The organism is Marininema halotolerans, assembly GCF_900116235.1.
In the GTDB taxonomy this organism is placed as follows: Bacteria; Bacillota; Bacilli; order Thermoactinomycetales; family DSM-45169; genus Marininema; species Marininema halotolerans.
The window spans coordinates 24,501-46,611 of record NZ_FPAA01000010.1 but is presented as its reverse complement, the minus strand read 5'-3'; the positions used below and the strand labels follow the sequence as shown (position 1 = coordinate 46,611).

Below are 22,111 nucleotides of genomic sequence, written 5' to 3'. Positions count from 1 at the left end.
ATCGGGGTCTATTATTTATGAATTTTAACGGTCGCATTTAACCCAGGAATCGCAAACTGGTTATCCAGTTCATCCACTTCAATTCGTACCGGAACACGTTGTGTTTCCCGATCTTTGTTTCCCTGGGATGCTTTGTTATCAATCGCTTGTTGGGTCATTTTGTTACCTGCTTCATACCCAATTTCATCCACTGTTCCTGTAAAGGTTTCACCCTTATCCGCATCCAAGGTCACATCGACTTCCTGTCCTTTGTCAACATCCTCTATATCCTCTTCATCAATATAAGCCACGATATAGGGATGTTTTAAATCAGCAATCAATGCGAGGGGTGTCCCCTTTGCTACTACGAGTCCTTTTTGTCCACTTGTTCCAATCACCGTGCCATCCAATGTCGAAGGAAGGCTAATCTTCTCTGGTTTAGCGGTTTTCGCTTTTAATGCGAGTTGCGCTTTCATGAGGCTCGGGTTACGAAGCCTCATCGATTGGTTCGCCTTTGAAGCAGCCAACCTTGGGTCTTTCGTTTTAGCATCTTCTTCAGTGGCTTGTGCAGCTTCATAGCCAAGCTTGTCGCCGACTTCAACCGTGTCACCGACCTCCACTGACCATTTCGTCACCAACCCGGATTTGGGTACAACGACCGTAGCTGTATCAGCAGATACCTTCGCATTGTCTGTCGAAATGTATTTTTCATGATGAACCCAAGTGACAACGCCTGCCGCCGCCGCTCCAACAACAATCAGGAAACTCAAGGACAGGAGGATCGCTTTCCGCATCATTTTTCCTCCTTTCCACACCGGTTCAATTCTTCTTCCATAAAACGATAAAACTTCTTCAACTGCTCTACAAGTAACGTCACATCTTCCTCAGGCATCCGACGCAACAATTGTTTAAAGTGATCCGAGTTCAGAGCCGGAACTTGACGCACAAGTTCCTTACCTTCATCAGAAAGCTCAATCCAAACCACCCGGCGGTCATTTTCATCACGCCGACGTGTGACCCAATCGTTTGCTTCCAAGCGATCGACAATTCCACTAACCGAACTCGTCGTCATTCCTGCTTGTTCACTAAGGTTAGCTAAAGAATAAGGTCCATCCATCGACAAGGTCTTTAAAATGATGCTTTGAGGGAACGTTAAGTTATATTGTTTTAACTCCTGGAACGAGCGCTGTCTGAACGCTCGTGCCGTCATTCGCATCAGGACAATCAACTCGTCCAGGGTTTCATCCTTCACGGTCATTCCTCCTATTCCAATCGCAACAACAATTTCGCATGCGAATGTTTAGCCGAACTAACTACTAGATTATAATTACTTCGCATGCTAATTGTCAACAACCCGAAGCATCCAAAAAAAACCACACCGAAAGCGGCATGGTTCGTACGATATCTTTATAAGATCGGGGATACTAAGCGGGAGATCGACTCTTTAAAACGAATGGTTAACGAGCGTTGCATATACTTCTCCCATGTCAGAGGAGTGGATTGAATCATATCTTGATGAAAAACATTAGCCAAGTTACCTGCACTCTGTTCATGGTACAAGAAGGCATTCACCTCAAAATTCAAACGAAAACTACGTACATCAATATTGGCTGTTCCCACAGAAGCGATTTTACCATCCACAACGATGGTTTTGGCATGCAAAAAACCGTTTCGATAGATATAAACTCTGCCTCCAATTTTCAATAGCTCTCCCACATAAGAGTACGTCGCCCAGTAAACAAAAGGGTGATCCGGCTTATCAGGAATCATCACCCGGACATCGATCCCGGAAAATACCGCGATGCGAAGCGCATCCAATAAACTATCATCCGGAATAAAATAGGGTGTTTGAATATAAATGTACCGCTTGGCTGAAAGAATCATTTTAATATAGCCATTCTTAATCTGTTCCCACTCCGCATCGGGTCCGCTAGAGACTATCTGTATATTGACATCACCATTTTCCCGCGCTTGTGGATAATAGTAATTTTGAAAAGAAAGGTGACGATGAGAGGCCTGATTCCAATCCAATATAAACCTTGCTTGTAAGGAATGAACCGCTCCACCTTCAATTCGAAGATGGGTATCCCGCCAATAACCAAAGCGGGGATTCGATCCTAAGTATTCATCCCCGATGTTGAAACCACCGATGTAACCTGTTTGACCATCGATGATCACGAGCTTCCGATGGTTTCGATAATTCATGCGCGGATTAATTAATGGTAAACGCGATGGAAAAAAAGCCTCCACTTCTCCTCCAGCTTCTCTCAATTTTCGAATGAACCGCTTGCTTAACCCTCGCGATCCAAGATCATCATAGAGAAGTCGCACACGCACTCCCTCGCGGGCTTTGCGTGCAAGCACCTCACCAATCTCTTGCCCCAATCGATCATTACGAACAATATAGTACAAAAGATGGATATGATCCTCTGCCCTTTCAAGGTCAGCAAGCAAGGCATCAAACTTTGTTCTACCATCCGTAAACATTTGAAGTTCATTCTGATACGTAAGAACCGCCTGATCATGATTTAAGTGCATCCGTATTAATTCACGATACTCTTGTAGAATGGGGTCCCGTTTTGCTCTTTCATTTAACCCTTCTTTTTGTGCCGTTACCACACGTTGTAAACGCAAACGGCTTTGCTTATCCCAAGTAAATATTTTCTTATGGCTTAAGTTCCTCCCGAAGAGTAAATAAAGAATAAACCCGATCACTGGTATTAAGCTAAGAACCAATAACCATGCCCACGTTGAACTCACATCGCGTCGTTCTAAGAAGACGACGACAACCGCCAGCAGGATATTCATAATCAACAGGGTCCCGAATAAAAAAGCGACCACACTCACAGACTCTCTCCCCTTTTCACCTTCGCCGACACCTGTTACTTTTCACAACTCATTTGCGGTTATGGATTCCCTTGTCCCATCCAACATCATTCCCACTTACCCCTTCACGATTCTTCCCTTACGCAATAACTGTTGTACAATGAGCTGATAGCCTTGGTGGTTAGGATGTAATTCATCACTAAACACCTCTCTTTTTGATCGATGTTCAAAAAGGGATTGCGTGGGGACAAATCGTGTTTGGTGATAATGCTTGATCACATTACGACTCGCTTGATTCCATTTAGCGATATAAGGATCACTCACTACGCGATTTGGATAGGGATCATAAAGACCTAACAGTGTAATAGGCGCGTCAGAATTCTGTTTTCTCAACTGAGTTAAAATGCGATGAAGATGGTGTACAAATCTCTTTTCGCCCTTCGCCAGACGATTCCTGTATAGATGTGTCATGTTCCCACCAGTACTTTGGATAAAATCATTTGTTCCAATAAAAAGAATAATTCCATCCGCTTGTTTCACTGATTGGGTCATCTCCGGCTTCGCCAACTGCTTTAGAACCCCATCGGTTCGTAACCCGTAAATTCCAGCATTGGTCGTCCTATACTGTGTGTCGCTATCTTCACGATTTAATGCTCGCTTTAAACCGCCAACATACCCCTCATGCTCCCGATCACCATAACCATACGTGAGCGAATCGCCAAGGGCAAGAATCCTTTTTTCCTTGATCGTTTGGGCTGAAGTCATTGGGTGGTAATGTTCTGCCCACCCGATCGACACAATCACGATGATAACCAAGGGTATCCCCCATCTACGGATATGCAACCGCCTCTCCCCTTCCTTAATAACTTACTGGTTTTTTCCCTTCCTTAAGCAACAATTAACTCAAAAATGATATCTCCTCTTCATACCAAAGGGAGCGGAGGTGCTTCACTGCACCTCCGCTCCCTTTGGTATGAAATTGTTCAAACTGTGCTCTTCTCCGTGGCATAAAAGACATAATCCAGGGATGCCCCTGCTTGATCCATTTGACGGAACATGGCTCCGATATTACCTCGATGGTAAGTACCATGGTTCACCACATGAAAAATCATATCGGATAACTTCATGTCTAATTTCCCTTGGGGATGTTCTAATACATATAAACGATCTAAATCCTCCTGCTCTGAAAAAAAACGACGAAACTCCTCATATAGAGTAGCAAATAAATCCTTTATCTCCCCAGTGCTCTTACCTGCCACTTTTTCTTTTTGTCCTTGTGCAAAGGGGATAATTTGCTCATACTTATCCCCTTTCATGACTTGTAGCCAAATTCGGTCTGTTACATATTGGTGCTCTACTACAGCAGATATCGAGGGGAAGACACTTTTTAGCTCTTGGGTATAAAAGGTTTCTGGTAATTCTTCGAGCCGCTTTAATAGTCGTTCATTTGCCCAGATATGATAATCAAACTGTTCCAATGCCTGATGTTTCATTACGAACACCTCCACAGAATTTGTCCCACAAAGAAAAGAAGCATTTCACCCCGCATGACCCATTACTGGATCAGGGAAATCCTTCCGTTCTCTTATTCTACATTCTTCAAAACCAGGATTGAACCCTTTTTGTAGATACCGAACCCCTTCATTTCTTTGCGATTGCCATCGTTAAGTTTACTTAGAGGAAGATATCGATCCTACTTTTTAAGTTGAACGGTTGTAGAAAACACCTCGACAGGATTTCTGCCCTGGGTCGTCTTAGAGAAAAACAGTTGGAAGTCATCCTTCACCGTCGTTAATCCTTGATAATCTCCTAGAAAAAGTCCATTTGAAGGTGGGAATGATGAAACTGTTACTGGAGCTCGCAACATATTAAAAGGTCCCGTTATATAAAGAGGGGATTTAAAATCGTGGCCCCCATTAAGAGAATGGGTAAAAAAATAGCTGACCGGCAAGTTATTTTTATTACGATTCTCACGCTGTACCTGGTAATAACTCACTCCGACAATTCCAGTCTCATTCACCCTCACCATCGGCGTAAACGCGGTTGTACCTGTCGGTGGATTAACACGCGTCGGTTTACTCCAGGTTCTACCTCGATCGTTGGAATAGGAGATCGCTACTTCATTAATTCGTCCCTTGCTAAATCTCGCATCCTCCCAGACCACAAACAGTCTACCAGAGCGACTGTCAATTGCTATTTCCGGTGATGCATTCCCACCACTTCTTATTCCCATCCCTGTATACGGATCTTTGTAAATAACGGATTTGATTTGCGAAATAATTTTAGCTCGTGTCCAGGTTTTCCCCCGATTCAATGATTGTTGAACGCCAATAAAAATCAGTGGGTTTTGAGGATTTGCCCCAATTAATAAACTGAAAAAGTTATATAATATGCCACTTGCAGGATCAATGACGATTTGATTTCCCAGGGTTTGATTCCCTTTACCTGGATTAAAAATAATTTTAGGCTTACTCCACGATAATCCTCCATTTGTTGTGCGACTAAACCATGTCGGTCCAACTGTCGAAGTGCCACGATCCCACACAATGTAAGCCCATCCACTCTTCACAGGATCCGCTGTTACAGCTTCTTTATCATTCTCCACATTAGGGTTTTGATCGACCTTTATTATGCGAAAATTACGCCAAGTTTGCCCATGGTTTATGGAAGTGACGGCTGCGATTGCACTTGCACTGGAATTGCGCCGAAGGAGGAGTCCTGTAGAATACGCTCGGCCATCAGGTCCAATGGAGATCCAGGGATCCGATGCTCTGGTAAACGGATTTTTGGGAGTCGCACATTTACTAAAAGGTTGTACACTCCTCGTCCATGTTCCCCCTCCATCCTTCGAAAAAGCGGCAACCAAACCTCTTGCACCTCCGTTTGACCATCGGTCTTGTTGCCACGCGCCAATTAAGATAGCCTCTCCCTTCTTATTGATAGGTCCTCTGGCAATGAAAGGCTCTACTGCTGTATTTACAAAAAGTTTTCCCGGACCCCCTATACGACAACCAGGGAATGGGCTTGCTCCTGATACCCTACGCAAACGCATTTTTATAGCGCGCATATTAAAACCCCTTTCATTATCTTCCTCGTTCATTTTTCAATGAACCTGATTTCATAGCTAAACCCCAGTTGTCACAATGTATTCATGTAGGACAAAACATGATTGTATGAAATCCTAGAAAGGACTCGATATATGTTCAAAAGTGAGGTGCAATCCATCTTGACTGACTAAACCCTGGTATTGCAATAAAGAAGAAGGTGATCTCTATGTTGAGATCACCTTCTTCTTTCAAATCAAAAGTCATTCCGCTGGAGAATCGGGCAGTGCAACCGTCTCGCATAAAACTGGAGCTTGGAAGTCGATGAACCACAAATAAACAATAGTACCGACTGTAGGATGATCTGTTCTTGAAGTGATACTTCGTGTGATTGTTATGATTCCACTTGCTCATCGGTCAACCCTTATCGGAAATAATGGTCACTGTTGAAAAGAGCATATTTTCAATTAGCAACACGAGTGTATATTATTAAAAACCAATGGATAAATTAAAAAATGTTATACTAAAATTAATTTATGGAGGTAAATTATGAAATTAAAAAGTATAAAACTCAATGTAGAAAATGCAACTGCTAATGTAATAATCAATCATGGTGAAGTAAATATATTATCTAATGAATTAATTTTAGAATTACAACATGTGATCTCTGAATTGAATAAAGACGCACAGGTTAAGATCGTCATTTTTCGTTCCATGAATGAACATTTCTTTAGTGCACATTTAGATCTCAATCTTATTAATCATGAGAAAGAGGGCATTACTGGGATGAATAACTTTATGAAGCTCATTGAGGATATCAAAAATATGAGGGCGATTACATTCGCTATTGTGAATGGAATCGCACGAGGTGGAGGCAATGAATTTGTGATGGCGTGTGACATTGCTTATGGAACAGAGAATGCTGTGTTCGCTCAGCCAGAGCTAAATACAAATATACCCCCTGGTGGTCAAGGAACTGTTCAAGCAGCACTTCGATTAGGCCGTTCAAGAGCATTGGAATTTCTTCTAACAGGCGCTGACATGGATGCCCCTACAGCAGAACGATTTGGTTATATTACTCGTTATGTTCCTTCACATTCCATTGAGCAAACCTTACAACAAGTGATAACCCCTTTAACCTTTCTTGATCAGCGCAACATTGACATGATTAAGGAAATTATTGATTTAGCTATACATGATGAAAAAGCAGCAATACAGCTTGAAAGGAAAATGTTTATTGAGCGTGCAGAGGAAGAAAAGACACAGTACTTAATTGGGAAGGTCATAAAACACGGGGCTCAAACGTCTCGAGAAATTCATATTGAAGAACTATTAGCAGACGTTGTTGCGGACATTACACAAGACATGATTAAACAACAGAAAAATAACTAAAGGTTCCAGTGTGATGAAACTATAAAACAGGCTGGCTATCATATTGATTTACCGCGTGCCCAGCATCTCCTTAGAGACCACCTTGATCTTGATACCTACTTTTCGAAACGAACCTGTGTTGAGAAAACGTCAACAGGGTTGGCGCCTTTAGTCGTCTTAGAGAAGAACAGTTGAAAATCATTTTTTACCGTTGTTAAGCCTTGGTAATCACCAAGAAAGAGACCTCTGGATGGTGGAAAGGGAGAGACCTCTAAAGGTGCTCGCAACATATTAAAAGGTCCTGTTATAAAAAGAGGGGGTTTAAATCCTTTCCCTCCATTAAGGGAGTGGGTAAAAAAATAGCTGACCGGTAAGTTATGTTTATTACGGTTCTGACGCTGTATCTGGTAGTAACTCACTCCGACAATTCCTGTCTTGTTCACGCTCACCATGGGAGTAAACGCGGTTGTACCTGTTGGAGGATTGACACGCCGAGGCTGACTCCAGGTGTTGCCTTGATCGCTGGAATAGGAGATCGCTACTTCATTTATTCGTCCCTTGCTAAACCTCGCATCCTCCCAGACCACAAATAATCTACCCGAGCGACTATCAATCGCTACCTCTGGTAGGGTATTTCCCCCACTTCTTATCCCCATGCCTGTATATGGATCATTGTAAATCACGGATTTAATCTGTGAAATCATTTTGCCACGTGTCCAGGTTTGCCCTCGATTAAATGATTGTTGGACACCAATAAACACGGGTGGATTCAAAGCATTTAACCCGATTAATAGACTAAAAAAGTTATATAATATGCCACTTGAAGGGTCGATGACGATTTGATTCCCCAAGGTTTGATTCCCTTTACCAGGGTTGAAAATGACTGTGGGCCTACTCCATGATACCCCTCCATTGTTTGTGCGACTAAACCATGTCGGACCAATCGTTGGAGTGTCGCGATTCCATACGATATAGGCCCATCCACTCTTGTTGGGATCCGCTGTTACCGTTTCTTTGTCATTTCCCAAGTTAGGGTTTCGATCCACCTTGATAAAGCGAAAATTTCGCCACGTTTGCCCATGGTCTATGGATGTAACAGCTGCGATTGCACTTGCACCCGAGTTGGGTTCAATAAGAAGGGCAGTCGAATACGCTCGGCCATCGGGTCCAATGGAGACCCATGGGTCTGATACCCTTGTAAAAGGATTCTTTGGGGTGGCACAGTTGCCAAAGGGTTGTACACTTCGCTTCCACGTCTTTCCCCCATCCTGCGAAAAAGCTGCGACCTGCCCCCTTGCTCCACCATTTGACCATCGATCTTGCTGCCAGACACCTATTAAGGTAGCTCTGCCTCTCTTATTGATGCGCCCTTTTGCAATGAAAGGCTCCACAGCCGTATTGACATAGAGCTTTCCAGGACCACCCACATCACAATTAAGGAAAGGACTTGTTCCTGATACCCTACGTAAACGCATTTTTATAGCGCGCAAGATAAAGCCCCTTTCATCATCATCCTCGTTCGCTTTTAATGAACCGATCTCATCAGCTAAGCCCTAGTTGTCATAATGTATTCATGTAGGACAAATCGTGATTGTATGAAACCCCATAAATGGACTCGATATCTATTCAAAAGTGTGCAATCCATCTCGACTGACTAAACCCTGGTATTGCAATAAAAAAGAAGGCGATCTCCGTGTGGAGAACACCTTCTTTTTTTCAATCTACTTAAATCCATCCTTATGGTTCAATTCCAAACTTTTTTCCTCATTCTCATCGTATTGCTGAGAAATCCATTTCATTATTTATCGATTTTCTTTTTGTGTGCTTATCTTAGGTTTTTAACACTCTTATCGCTCTTCTTGCTTTAAGGGCACAGTTAATTGGGTTATCAATTGTAATATAGGTGAATTGATAAATTTGCGGTGTAGTGAGGAATCGCATATACAATTTGGAATAATTGATCCCGCCCAATCTTCGTATTTCATTTAAAAATGGGAATACTTCATCTTTAAGCAATCCAATTTCTCCAATACAAAGTGCTTTCCCCTGTGGATCCAGGGATTCAAATGATATGTTAATAAAATCATTTAATGGACTCAATGATCTTTGTCCTTGTATGAAAATATTCAAATCACGGAATACCCAAGCTTCACATGAGTTACCCAGAACACCCATCGCATCTGCACCTATGATCTTAGAAAAAACACTACATAATTTCCTTAATGATGGAGTTACTTGATCGGGAAGTGTGCGTGAAACATTCGGTAATATATTTAGTACACTTCGCAAGGCTAGCGCAGTTTTAATGGGATTTTCCACGACTTCATAACATACTTGAATCACCCGAGGTCGCATAAACATACTGAAGTCTGTGATGGAAGAGACCGTGATTCCATGTTTGAGTAGTCGATCGACAACGGGTGATACTTCATTCTCTAAAAGTGAAAACCACCCTGTGTTTAATGTTTTATTTTTTATAGTTGTTCGACTAAAGGTGAAAGGGTTATTGGTACCATCGGTTGTCCGTTTTCCTAATATGGTTGCCGAGAAGGTTCTTTGATTACCCACTGTACAATACGTTGGAAAAGAGGAAAGTCCAGTGATCTCATTCGCATTCAGAATGCCCGCTAATTGGTTACACAACTGTTTAGAAACATTCATTGAGCAGAAATCACACTCCTTTTTTTAATTCTTCCTGCAATGATATGTACTGTAATTGGAAACTGATTGTTTGAATATCTCGAGGGGTTTTGGCCCCCTTAGTGCAACAATCACAAAGGGAATATTGCAAGATCGATCCCAACGGTTTTTATTTGGCACCGAATAATAGGGACTTTCACGTATCATGATCTTCACCTAGATATAAAGAAGGCGATCTCCGAGTAGGGATCGCCTTTCCTTTTTAACCATCTTTGATGTGATTCTTCTGGTTTCATCCACGTTTCTTTAACTCTTTGGAACGAGCCAATACTTGCTGCATCCGTTCATACCATTCGGGAAGCTCAAATAAGCTCTCTAAGTCTAGGTTGGTTTCTTCCATGAGGATTTTGATTGTATCCCTCGAAGTACCCAATCGATCGATTAAATCATGATCTTGATAAGGAATGCCTTCTTTTTGTTTGATACTCCGATTCAAATTCTCGAGTAGGCTTTTTACATTCTCATGTATGGTTTCAGAGCATCTTACAGTGATCGATTCATACTCTTGTTTACATACAACAAATATAAACTGGTTTATATCCTCGTTACTTCGTATTGCATAAACATTCATACCATAGTCGGGATTGGATCTGAAAAACCTTCCTTTTGTTGCATCCAATCTCTCCTTATCCGTGATCATGAACCACCTAACTCATAGCTTCATTGGTCCATTACAAAAGGACAGGAATCGGGCAAGCATCATTACTTGTCAATTTCAGTCCTTGCTTATTAAACTACCTTCTCCCTAGGCAATTCCTGCGCGGCAATCTACAAACCATTACTCTTAAAAATATCCTCCAGACTCCAATTGTTGCTCACCATTAATCTTTGTACCTTATCATTTTCAGTCCCATACTGATTTTTAACCTTATGAATCAATGGTTCCTGTTTTTTTTCGCGGATACGTTTATCTAAACGTATCATTAAGGATTCTACATCCTGATAAACGGATTCACCGCATCTCACTGTGATCGAATGAAATTCACTGGGGAACTCTACAATGAGAAAGTGATTCGGATCTTCTTTACTCCGAGCAGCGTAAACGGCTACAGAACCCCTTTTTCTCTCCAATCGCTGACGATCAAAGGGAAGGTTCATATACCGACTGACGATCCTCGTAACGGCTCCTGTATACTCATCCGGAAATTCAATGGTGTATTGATAGCACTTCATGACTTCCTACCTCCTCCTGCTTTTTCTTGCTCTCTCTACCTTAACTTCACCTAACTCATAGATTCTTTGGTCCATTACGAAAGGACAGAAATCGGGCAAGCATCATTACTTGTCAATTTCAGTCTTTGCTTATTAAACCTACCTTCTCCCTAGGCACACTCTTTCACAGTCGCAACCCATTAATTCTAATCCAATCACTAGCAATTCCTTCGGGGGCAATCTACAAACCATTACTCTTAAAAATATCCTCCAGACTCCGTTTGGTTCTCACCAATAATTCTTGTACCGAATCATTTTCAGTCCCGTACTCATTCTCAATCTTATAATGCAATGGTTCCTGTTCTTTTTCGCGGATGAGCTTATCTAAACGTATCATTAAGGATTGTATATCCTTATGTACTGACTCACTACATCTCACTGTGATCGAATGAATTTCACAGGGGAAATCTACAATGAGAAAGTGATTCGGGTCCTCTTCACTCCGAGCAGCGTAAACATCTATAGAACCCCTTTTTTTCTCGTATCGCTGCCGATCAAAGGGAAGGTTCATACACCGACTGACGATCCTCGTAACGGCTGTTGTATACTCATCCAGAAAAGCAATTCCGTATTGATAGCACTTCATGACTTCCTACCTCCTACTTCTTATTCGAGCTCTCGCTACCTTCACTTCACCTAACTCATAGCTTCATTGGTCCATTACAAAAGGACAGAAATCAGCAAGCATCATTACTTGTCAATTTCAGTCTTTGCTTATTAAACTACCTTCTCCCTAGGCAATTCCTTCGCGGCAATCTACAAACCATTACTCTTAAAAATATCCTCCAGACTCCAATTGTTGCTCACCAATAATTCTTGTACCCAATCATTTTCAGTCCCGTACTGATTCTCAATCTTATAATGCAATGGTTCCTGTTCTTTTTCACGGATGCGTTTATCTAAACGTATCATTAAGGATTGTATATCCTTATGTACTGACTCACTACATCTTACTGTGATCGAATGAATTTCACAAAGGAACGTTACAATGATAAAGTGATTCGGGTCTTCTTCACTCCGAGCAGCGTAAACATCTACAGAACCCCTTTTTCTCTCCAATCGCTGACGATCAAAGGGAAGGTTCATATACCGACTGACGATCCTCGTAACAGCACCTGTATACTCATCCAGAAAAGCAATTCCGTATTGATAGCACTTCACGACTTCCTACCTCCTACTTCTTTTTTCGTGCCCTACCCGCCTTCACTTATCTCATTCCCATCACCTTCCGTAGTCGGGATTGGATCTGAAAAACTTTCTTCGTTGCATTCAATCTCTTCTTATCCGTGATCATGAACCACCTAACTCATAGCTTCATTGGTCCATTACGAAAGGACAGAAATCGGGCAAGCGTCATCACTTGTCAATTTCAGTCTTTGCTTATTAAACCTACCTTTTCCCTAGGCACACTCTTTCACAGTCGCAACCCATTAATTCTAATCCAATCACTAGCAATTCCTTTGGGGGCAATCTACAAACCATTACTCTTAAAAATATCCTCCAGACTCCAATTGTTGCTCACCATTAATCTTTGTACCTTATCTTTTTCAGTCCCATACTCATTTTTAACCTTATGATTTAATGGCTCTTGTTCTTTTTCGCGGATGCGTTTATCTAAACGTATCATTAAGGATTCTACATCCTGATAAACGGATTCACCGCATCTCACTGTGATCGAATGAAATTCACAGGGGAACTCTACAATGAGAAAGTGATTCGGATCTTCTTTACTCCGAGCAGCGTAAACGGCTACAGAACCCCTTTTTCTCTCCAATCGCTGACGATCAAAGGGAAGGTTCATATACCGACTGACGATCCTCGTAACGGCTCCTGTATACTCATCCGGAAAAGTAATTCCGTATTGATAGCACTTCATGAATTTCTACCTCACTTCTTTTTTCGTGCTCTCGCTGCCTTAACTCATCTAACCGTAGTTCTTCTGAATCCCAATTACGATCCGTGATTAAGGAACACCCAATTCATAGTTTCTTTGATACCGAAATTGGGCGAGCATCATTACTTGTCAATTTCAGTCCTTAAGTGAAACAAATTTCTTATTGGCACTCTCTTTCACAGTCGCAACTCATTGATTCTAATCAAATCACCAGCAATTCCTATGCGATAATCTACAAACCATTACTTTTAAAAATATCCTCCAGACGCCGTTTGGTTCTCACCAATAATTCTTGTACCGAATCATTTTCAGCCCCGTACTCATTTTCAACCTTATCACGCACTATTTGCAGTTCCTTTTCGCGAATGAGTTTATCTAAACGTATCATTAAGGATTGTATATCCTTATGAACGGATTCACCGCATCTCACTGTGATCGAATGATATTCACTGGGGAACTCTACAATGAGAAAGTGATTCGGGTCTTCTTCACTCCGAGCAGCGTAAACGGCTACAGAACCCCTTTTTTCCTCCAATCGCTGACGATCAAAGGGAAGCTTCATACACCGACTGACGATCCTCGTAACGGCTCCTGTATACTCATCCGGAAAAGCAATTCCGTATTGATAGCATTTCATGAATCTCTACCTCCTACTGCATTTTTCGTGCTCTCGCTACCTTCACTTCACCTAACTCATAGCTTCATTGATCCATTACAAAAGGACTGAAATTAGCAAGCATCATCACTTGTCAATTTCAGTCCTTGCTTATTAAACTACCTTCTCCCTAGACAATTCCTGCGCGACAATCTACAAACCATTACTCTTAAAAATATCCTCCAGACTCCAATTGTTTCTCACCATTAATCTTTTCACCTTATCTTTTTCAGTCCCATACTCATTTTTAACCTTATGATTTAATGGTTCCTGTTCTTTTTCGCGGATGCGTTTATCTAAACGTATCATTAAGGATTCTACATCCTTATGATCGGATTCACCGCACCTCACTGTGATCGAATGAAATTCACTGGGGAACTCTACAATGAGAAAGTGATTCGGGTCTTCTTCACTCCGAGCAGCGTAAACGGCTACAGAACCCCTTTTTTCCTCCAATCGCTGACGATCAAAGGGAAGCTTCATACACCGACTGACGATCCTCGTAACAGCTCCTGTATACTCATCTGGAAAAGCAATAAAGTACTGATAACACTTCATGACTTCCTACCTCCTACTTCTTTTTTCGTGCTCTCGCTGCCTTCACTTCATCAAACCTCATACCTTCACCTTTTTTATAACCCAACTGTATCTCATTGGAGTACACTTCGATCTTCACATTGGGAAAGTGATGAGAGAATTGCCTCATGACGTTGTTGCAACTGATACAAGGGACTCTCTCTGTAAACATTTTGATTGCCCCCGTCACCGAAAAATTTCTGACATTCTTTTTCATCCCAAGGTTTCGCGAAATCTCTTCGAAGATCTTCGCCTCGGAATCTCTTGATCTAGACCAACCTCCTTCTCCGTTAATAACTCCCTCCCTATCCACAAATTTAGTATCAAAAAGGGGATCGCTAAATTCCTTCGCCCAACCATCTTTGTCCATTATAGTAGAGTGAGATTTTATACTTGTATTTCCAGTGTAGCCTTCCACCTCGACAGTAGCAAACCCTATATTCCCATTATTCCCTCTAGTACTCCCCAAGTCCTCGACACGAATTCTAAATGCTTCATCAGACCATCTTTGGGCCCTATCCATATCAGAACCTACTGCATATTGATTGCTAAGGTTCTCTATTTCCTCATCGGTTAGGTTAGCGAGTTCCTCTTCAAGTAGTTCCTTTATATCCTCATCGTCACACTCATCTGATGAGCCGCTGGAATCACCGGAGGAGGAGGGTGCTGGTGATACTCGTTTAGCGACTGATTTACTTACCGACTGTTTCGTCTTACACTCTTGTCGCCGCTCTTGGCGTTTTTGTTGCCTTTTCTTCCGTTCAACTTCCCGTTTCACCCGGTTCTTCTTAGGCGCCTTGGTCGTAACCTTCTGCTTCTTAGCTGTAACCTTCTGGCTTTTCTTTACTTTTCGTTTTCCGCTGGAATAGGATCGTTTTGTACTTTCTCTCGATCGTTTCCCGGAGTACTTGCTCTGCTTACTTGAAGATTTCCGCTTGACGGTTTGCTTCTTGGTAGATTTATATTTTTTGCCTGCTTGATAGCGACGTTGGTTAACTTTCTTTACCTTTTTTGTCGAATGGGCTTTCTTCACTTTCTTTTTACTTACTTTTTTCTTGACTCGTTTTATATATTTTTTTGTGTACTTGGACGCTTTTTTGGAATACTTATATGCTTTGTACCCATACTTTGCAGCTTTAAAGACACGGCCGATCGGGATTGCATCCATCACGGCTTGTTTGCCACCCGCCCAAGCTGCTTTTTTCAAGCTTCCCGTCTTTTTATATACTTTGTAACCACGATAGAGTCCTGAAGCAATCCCAATCGCAACATTGATCCAGTGTCCATCTGGATCAGTGTATTTAAGCGGGTTGTTGCTACCATAGACGTAGGCATTTTGCGTTTGTGGATCGTCTTCATCCCCTGGATCAGGGTCTGCCGATAGGAATGTCCCTTCAACAGGTTGATAGTAACGCGCCATCAAATAGTAAAAGCCGGTCTCATTGTCATAGCGATATCCCGCATAACGATAGGGGTTTTCCTCGGCGAATACTCCTTCTTTGGAGAGAATGTTCCCCCAGGCATCGTAGGTATATTTCGCAACTTCCTTCTGATTCTGATCCGTTACAGCAATGACATCCCCATGAGAATTGACCTGGTAGTAATAGGTCTCCCCATTGGCTTTGGTCATGCTGAGGAGTTGACCTTCTTCGCTATAAGTATAATAGCGTGTCAGTTGATCATCGCCATCCGTTTCATAGAGGACACGGATACTTCCTCCATCGTAGAAGTAGTTGGTGACTTTCCCATCTACCTTCGAACGAATGCGACGACCATCTTCATCATACTCATATGTGGCGACTACTTTATCCGAATTCTTTTCTTTTATCTCGGTTAAGCGATCACCGGCATCCCAACTGTAGAGGTACTTCCCATCTTCCAGACGGTTCCCGTTTTTGTCGTAGGTGTAGGGTGTATCCTCTTTTTTGATTAATTGATTCCCTTCGTTATAAGTAAAGGCAGTGCTGGAAATCACTTTTCCATCTGCGTCTTTTACTTCTTTCTTCGTCCGATTTCCTACCGGATCATATTCATAAGAGAAGGTGTTATCGCTAGTGGGATCGCTCTCAGATGTCAGCTGATCCAGTACATCATACGTGTACTTTAGGTCCTTATTTTGAATGAGGTCTTTTATCTTGGTGGTGTTGCCATTCTTGTCGTATTCGTACAGATACTTGGCAATGGATGTACCATCCTCTTTACCAATCGCAACTTCCGTCACATTGTCGTTATCATCGTAGGCAGCGGAAATTCCAACCTTGTTGGCATAGACAGCGGTACGAATATTACCTTTTTCATCGTAGTCAAAGCGATACACCTTGCCAGTATGGTCTTTCACTTCGGTGTTTTGTTCAGATTCATTGTACTTATAGGCGAAGCTCGCTTCGGTCTTCCCATGGACCAGTTTTAAACTCTCAAGCTCATCATTGGAGTTATAGCTCCAGGTTTGCGTACCAGCACCTTGTACCAATTGAGTCAAACGATCACTGATATCAAATAGATGGGTTTTAGCTAGATTGAGCTTCAGATCTTCAATCTTTGTCTCATTGCCCTTCGTGTCATAGTGAATCCGATAGCGGGCCTCTTTATCATAGAGGATATCCACGCTACTCCCATCTTCAGCATCAATATTCTCAACGGTCTTTCCATTCGGTGTTGTCGTAGAAATGACATCGCCTTCAGTATCGTAGACAAATTGTGTCGTATGACCGAGCTCATCGGTGGAAGCAACCAGCTGATCATTTTCATAGGTGTATTTCACCTTGTTATACACGGTCTGCCCGTCGCCACTTGTCACTTTCTTTTCAATAACATTGCCGTTTATATCATGGTCGAAATCCACTTTTAACCGATGACCTGGCAAGGTGATGGTTTGAAGTTGATTGGACTTATCGTAGGTATACTCGGTTTTTAGACCTCTCGCATCGGAGATCTCAGTCTCGTTCCCATAGGCATCATATTTGATGGATTCGGTTACACCCGTGGGATCTGTCACCTTGGTCATGTAATTGCCAGTCGAATCGTATGCATATTGCTCGACCGCACTACCTTCTTTGACGCGAATGTTATCGAACCAAGCGGTTCCCGTGTTGTTGCCTCGGAACAGGACATACACACGAACTTCCTTCAATGGCTTGTCCGGTTTTAATGTCACAGCACTTCGTTGCCAATCATGGGTACCTAATGCAAAGTTAGCCTGGTCAGTCTTATAACTGGTTTTACCGCCACCCTCATCTTGAATACCGTCGACATAGATGGAGTAATCTTTGTTGGGTGCTTTATCCGTCTTATTTGCCACACCCGCTGCTTTACTTAATCCCGTCACCGTAATCGGACTTGCGGTTTTTTGATTTAGGGGGATCACTTGGAGATATTGAATAGCCTTTGCATCCGTTGTACTCCGTGCCATCTTGATCGACTGACTTCCATCAAAAGATTGGGTAGAGTCGATGGTAGCTGGGCTCGGAGAGGATCCCCAAAAGCTAAGCCCCTCTTCAAAGCTACTATTCTCAATCGCATTATAATCTGTGGTAACATCGCCCTCTTCAAGTTGCACCTGGTCAAACCAAGCGGTCCCCACACCCGCGGTACTTAGGTGATCGACTTCGAGGTAGATACGAACCTTTTCTGTATCCGCTGCCGTTTTAAAACTAAGTTGTCTACGTGTCCAATCCTCCGTTCCACTGACACGGCTATATCGGTTATCTGTCCATCCCCCAGAGGATTTCTTGCCCTCTGCGTTTAGTTGTTCGGTGTTAAGAAATGCCCCCGCATGTTTTAGATCTTGGGTTTTTATCATCGAACTGATGGTGTAGGTGGTGTTAGGTGCTACGTATAGCTCTTGGATTGCTCCAACATAACCCAGATCCATACTGGTTGATTTGGTGGTCATCTTGACCGATTGATTACCACTATATTTGACGCTGGTATCCACTTGGGTGGTTCCATTGTCATATAGCTTTTTCGCTGTCCAGTCGGACGGCATGCCAGAGGTGGTTCGCTCGAGACCCGAGTTTAATACGAGATTCTCGCTGACAGCCATCTCATCGGTCGTTGCGACAATATTTCCTTTTTCGTCAGTAACCTGCGCTTCACTTACTTTATCGGGATCGATCTCGGATACTTCATTTCCCTTGTCGTCGTATACATACTTAAAGGGATTACCATCGGCATCCTTATATTCGACTAGGTCATTATTCTCATTGTATTTAAAGGTTTCAGTCCCTGTCGCATCTTCTGCCTTCGTCATATTGCCATTGGAATCATACTGATAGGATTCCGTCGCTTTAGTACAGCCGGTTTTATTGGCTTCAGGGTCACATACTTTGGTGAGGTTATTGTGATCAAAACTATAGGTGGTAACGAGATTTAGACCTTCTGGATCTTCTACTTCTTTGACTGGATTCCCTGAGTCATTGTAGTAGTAGTCCATCACATTCTCATCAGAGTTAATCACCGTCGTCTTTTTCTCTTCAGGTGAGTACTCTATGTTGGTATACGCTTCCTCTGGGTCAATCACTTCGATCAATTGACCTGCCTGGTTGTATGTATACCAGGTCTCTCGATCATCTGCTTCCATGATGGCCCCGAGTTGACCATCCTCGTAATAACCGTATTTTGTAGACGTTTGAGTCTCATCCGTCACTTCAATCAAGTAATCTTTTTCATGGTTGTACTTATAAGTCCAGGTGCGATTCTCAGGTCCTTCTACCTTGGTAATCTTGCCATCGGTGTAGGTCAGGTTAAATTCACGCTTACTGGGATCGGTGATTTTAATTAGCTCTTTTTGCTCATTGTAGGTAAGGGTGAGTTTGTTCTTGTTGATATCTTCAATCTCAGTTAATTTTCCAAGGGTGTTAAAGCGATAGATTGTTTGATCTTTATCCGTCAGAGTCCAACCTGACGCCTTTGATCCCTTGAGCTCAAGGTTGACACCTAATGGACTCGCATAAGATCCATCTGCTTTTTTCTGATAGGAATGAAAGCCTCCATCCATATCCTGTTCAATCACATTCCCTTTGTTATCTTCGGTAAGGCTCATCCCATAGTTAAAGGACCAGCCTTTCCCAAAGGGACCTGTCTCCTTTGCCCGGCTATTGTACGTCCGGTCAATGGACATTTCCGGTTCGCGACCCTCCAGTTCCAGATCCGTCTCATCGAGCACCATATTACCGGTTACTGCATTGACATCCCCACCTGGAATTTCAGCAAACGTCCAAAACTCTTCTGTCCCTAAATCATCTGCACGATCTGGGATAGCGATTTTAAGTGCCTCAGAGGGCTCTGTCTCCCCACCAGGGGTCTTTGCACTGATTCGTATTAGGTATTCAGAGTACTGGGTACTCCCGGCATTCTTATAAACAGGAATCGGGCTTTTCGCTAATTCTGCGCCTTTCCCATCCAGCTTGCGGTTATCGTCGATATGGAGTTGATACTTCCCAGCCTCCACTTCCTCAGGAGTGGGCCATATGTTTTTGTTATAGGTCGAAAAGCTAGTGGCATTCCCCACATCGATTTTCTGATATGTTTTTCCGTTATAGATCCAGACATAATATCCTGTCGCTGTCTGCACAAGATCCCATTTCAAATCGATAAATCCATTGTCACTGCCCACCCAATTGGAGTAAGCCAACCCTTTTGGCACATTGGGTTTGGGGGCGTGATAGGTCACTGATAGATAGGGCTTATTACTCGTGCTCTCAGATGAACCTAACTTTTTCCAGAAGGTTTGTTTGTTGCCATTGGTATGAAACTTAAAACCATAATTGGTTTTTGTCCCATTGGCCCAATTTTGCACTGTACTTTTCACATCAAAGGCAACATCTTGTCCACGAGCAACATTTTGCATGCCGATGTTCTTAGATGTAATTTTTTTATCTTGTTGTACCTTCCATGTCAGGCTAGATTCGGACCAATCTCCACTTACCTCATCCAACCATAAACCATTCGCAGTGGGAGCAAAGTAGTATGCATGATCGACGTGCACATTGAACTTCGCAGAATCAATAATCATGCCTTTTAAACTACTAACATCTTGCTTTAGATACGCATAGTTGGTACCCGTATTGGCATCATAGTACCCCACTTTCAATTGCGTATCCGAACCGTAATTGGTTGTTGGATAACGATCCGATACATGAGTATCCCCATTCGTCGAAACATTGGTTGATGGATCGATATAAACAGGGTACTTTCGCGATCCGTCCTTTAACCATTTTTCGTCGGCTTGAATCGAAAGTATCGATTTCCCATCTACTTTCGTTATCACATACTCCACGTCATCAGATTGGGCAGGTTCATCTGATTTGGGATCTACATTGGAGTCATACATATAGGGCTTATTCAGTATAAAAACGTCTTTATCATCGTGATCTTTAAAAAGGATATTGCCGTCCTTGCCCTTCTGCATCGTTAAATCAGAGTCAATTTCGAAGTTAAATGAATCAAATCCCGTGTATTTTTCTAATATAATATCTTCTTTTATTTTCGTATTGTAGACTTTGTTTCGTAAATGAACCGAAGGGAGCACATTGGGGTAGGTAACTTCATTTTGATCTACCTTGGCCTGGGCATCCTCCGCTTGTGCTTCCTTGACACCTTCGGATTCTTCCTTCGATTCTGGTGTCTCTTTGCTTTCTGGCTGACTCGTTGCTTTCGCTCCTAAAAAGCTATAGGAAAGGGTATGCTCATCTGCTTGGATCGTGGCATACTTTCCTTCCTTCGTAGCCGTTTTGAACGCCACATCAATCCAGGTATTTTTCGGCTTGAGTAGATTTCCTGACGGAGTCAGTTCCGTGGAGATCTCTTTCCACTCTGAGCCCACTTTATTATGAATGGGTTCTGAATAGATCTTTTTTGTAAACGTTCCATTTCCATTGTCAATCAACTTGGAATCATCGGTACGCTTCTTTACCAATTCTTTCGGTTTGACCTGGCTTACTTGTGGTGATTTCGCTATCGCTTCACGCGGATTGACTGGCCATAAAGTCAAAATAAGGGCAACGATGACCATAATCGTAAGCCATCGACGCACGGTACCATATTTCTTTTCGTAAAAAACGCCCATCTTCATTCTCCACTCCATTAATATTTATCAGATAAATCACCATCTTTAATCTTTTTTTAAATGGATCATTTTTACCCTGACAATTAATTATTCGAAGGGTGAACTCATTTTATGGTCACTTTTATGAGAATTTGATGAGAAAATTTTTTTAACCCCCTAATCCAAAAAAAATGAGCATCCGAGATAGACAGGAATGCTCACTGTGTAATATATTATTCAAGAATATTAGGAGGCGCAGGCAATTGATAAAGAAACGACATCGATCTTTAAAATGGATCATCACTTCATTTGTTATTTTTTCTCTTTTAACAGGTTGTGGAGGGTATGAAGATCTAGACCCTGCTGAAAAAGTGGGCGTCGATTATGTGATCGAGATGTACACGTCTTCCAAACGCGATCTCACACACCTCTCCCAATTAACCGGACGCAATAAATCCAAAGAAGGAATCGCCCATATCAAACCTTTCCTAAAAACAACCGGAACTGTGTGGGTGGGCTCTTCACCAACATCGAATAAAGAAAAGCGTGCAGTGTATGTTTATTTCTCACCAGAGATATCCTCATCCTCGGTTATCAAAGGGGTATATGTCGAACAACGGGGAAAAAACTGGATCTATGCTGGAGACATCGCTTTAAAACCCTTCCCTCACGAACCGTTTGAAAAAGCGCAAGAGCAATCCTCTATAAAAAAGCTCTCTGTCGATGAATGGGAAAAGGTTGAAGTCACTAAAGAGAAAAAATCTCATCAGCAAAACCACGAAAGTGATTGACGGATACCATCTAGGGAG

18 protein-coding genes are annotated in these 22,111 nt (G+C 42.4%); 2 read left to right on the top strand and 16 right to left on the bottom strand.

Annotated elements, in window-relative coordinates:
- Positions 1 to 11 precede the first annotated feature (11 nt).
- The 6 genes from CHX35_RS13045 to CHX35_RS13020 all read right to left on the bottom strand — a co-directional run bounded on the left by CHX35_RS13045 (position 12) and on the right by CHX35_RS13020 (position 5,872).
- Positions 12 to 773: an HlyD family secretion protein gene (locus tag CHX35_RS13045; protein WP_176392077.1), complete on the bottom strand. Its 762-nt coding sequence runs from the start codon at positions 771 to 773 to the stop codon at positions 12 to 14.
- Positions 773 to 1,231 carry a MarR family winged helix-turn-helix transcriptional regulator gene (locus tag CHX35_RS13040; RefSeq protein WP_176392076.1) on the bottom strand — a complete coding sequence of 153 codons (459 nt, stop codon included), beginning with the start codon at positions 1,229 to 1,231 and terminating at the stop codon, positions 773 to 775. Before CHX35_RS13040 ends, CHX35_RS13045 begins: the two co-directional genes overlap by 1 nt.
- Before the next feature lie 155 nt (positions 1,232 to 1,386).
- The gene (gene cls / locus CHX35_RS13035; protein ID WP_091838087.1) at positions 1,387 to 2,826 is read right to left on the bottom strand and encodes a cardiolipin synthase; all 1,440 of its coding nucleotides are present in this window, start codon (positions 2,824 to 2,826) and stop codon (positions 1,387 to 1,389) included.
- Positions 2,827 to 2,922: 96 nt separating this feature from the next.
- Positions 2,923 to 3,648 (bottom strand): GDSL-type esterase/lipase family protein, encoded by a 726-nt coding sequence (locus CHX35_RS13030; protein ID WP_140413621.1) that lies wholly within the window; start codon positions 3,646 to 3,648, stop codon positions 2,923 to 2,925.
- Positions 3,649 to 3,788: 140 nt separating this feature from the next.
- Entirely contained in the window at positions 3,789 to 4,298 is a 510-nt protein-coding gene (locus tag CHX35_RS13025; RefSeq protein WP_091838084.1) for a DinB family protein, read from the bottom strand.
- Between the two features lie 200 nt (positions 4,299 to 4,498).
- Positions 4,499 to 5,872, bottom strand: a complete 1,374-nt coding sequence (locus tag CHX35_RS13020; RefSeq protein WP_091838082.1) for a sialidase family protein — start codon at positions 5,870 to 5,872, stop codon at positions 4,499 to 4,501.
- Positions 5,873 to 6,398: 526 nt separating this feature from the next.
- Between CHX35_RS13020 and CHX35_RS13015 the strand changes: the two genes are divergently transcribed.
- A complete protein-coding gene (locus CHX35_RS13015; RefSeq protein WP_091838080.1) occupies positions 6,399 to 7,241 on the top strand; it encodes an enoyl-CoA hydratase/isomerase family protein in 843 nt (280 codons plus the stop codon).
- Positions 7,242 to 7,336: 95 nt separating this feature from the next.
- Here CHX35_RS13015 and CHX35_RS13010 read toward each other — a convergent pair whose 3' ends face one another.
- From CHX35_RS13010 to CHX35_RS12965, 10 genes are all read right to left on the bottom strand, one after another.
- A complete protein-coding gene (locus tag CHX35_RS13010; RefSeq protein ID WP_091838079.1) occupies positions 7,337 to 8,710 on the bottom strand; it encodes a sialidase family protein in 1,374 nt (457 codons plus the stop codon).
- A gap of 340 nt (positions 8,711 to 9,050) precedes the next feature.
- A complete protein-coding gene (locus CHX35_RS13005) occupies positions 9,051 to 9,881 on the bottom strand; it encodes a DUF1259 domain-containing protein (protein WP_091838077.1) in 831 nt (276 codons plus the stop codon).
- Between the two features lie 271 nt (positions 9,882 to 10,152).
- Positions 10,153 to 10,560, bottom strand: coding sequence for a hypothetical protein (locus CHX35_RS13000; protein WP_091838076.1), 408 nt, complete (start codon positions 10,558 to 10,560; stop codon positions 10,153 to 10,155).
- Between the two features lie 128 nt (positions 10,561 to 10,688).
- On the bottom strand, positions 10,689 to 11,093 hold the full coding sequence (locus CHX35_RS12995) for a hypothetical protein (RefSeq protein ID WP_091838074.1): 405 nt from the start codon (positions 11,091 to 11,093) through the stop codon (positions 10,689 to 10,691).
- A gap of 220 nt (positions 11,094 to 11,313) precedes the next feature.
- Complete coding sequence (locus CHX35_RS12990; RefSeq protein WP_091838073.1) at positions 11,314 to 11,718, bottom strand: hypothetical protein; 405 nt, start codon at positions 11,716 to 11,718, stop codon at positions 11,314 to 11,316.
- A gap of 170 nt (positions 11,719 to 11,888) precedes the next feature.
- The gene (locus CHX35_RS12985) at positions 11,889 to 12,293 is read right to left on the bottom strand and encodes a hypothetical protein (protein ID WP_091838071.1); all 405 of its coding nucleotides are present in this window, start codon (positions 12,291 to 12,293) and stop codon (positions 11,889 to 11,891) included.
- A gap of 310 nt (positions 12,294 to 12,603) precedes the next feature.
- Positions 12,604 to 13,008, bottom strand: coding sequence for a hypothetical protein (locus tag CHX35_RS12980; protein ID WP_091838070.1), 405 nt, complete (start codon positions 13,006 to 13,008; stop codon positions 12,604 to 12,606).
- Positions 13,009 to 13,258: 250 nt separating this feature from the next.
- Positions 13,259 to 13,663, bottom strand: coding sequence for a hypothetical protein (locus CHX35_RS12975; protein ID WP_091838068.1), 405 nt, complete (start codon positions 13,661 to 13,663; stop codon positions 13,259 to 13,261).
- 171 nt (positions 13,664 to 13,834) lie between these two features.
- Positions 13,835 to 14,239, bottom strand: a complete 405-nt coding sequence (locus CHX35_RS12970; protein WP_091838067.1) for a hypothetical protein — start codon at positions 14,237 to 14,239, stop codon at positions 13,835 to 13,837.
- A gap of 13 nt (positions 14,240 to 14,252) precedes the next feature.
- The gene (locus CHX35_RS12965; RefSeq protein ID WP_176392075.1) at positions 14,253 to 21,329 is read right to left on the bottom strand and encodes a DNRLRE domain-containing protein; all 7,077 of its coding nucleotides are present in this window, start codon (positions 21,327 to 21,329) and stop codon (positions 14,253 to 14,255) included.
- A gap of 236 nt (positions 21,330 to 21,565) precedes the next feature.
- On the opposite strand from CHX35_RS12965, the gene CHX35_RS12960 reads away from it, so the two are divergent.
- Entirely contained in the window at positions 21,566 to 22,093 is a 528-nt protein-coding gene (locus CHX35_RS12960) for a hypothetical protein (protein WP_091838063.1), read from the top strand.
- Positions 22,094 to 22,111 lie beyond the last annotated feature (18 nt).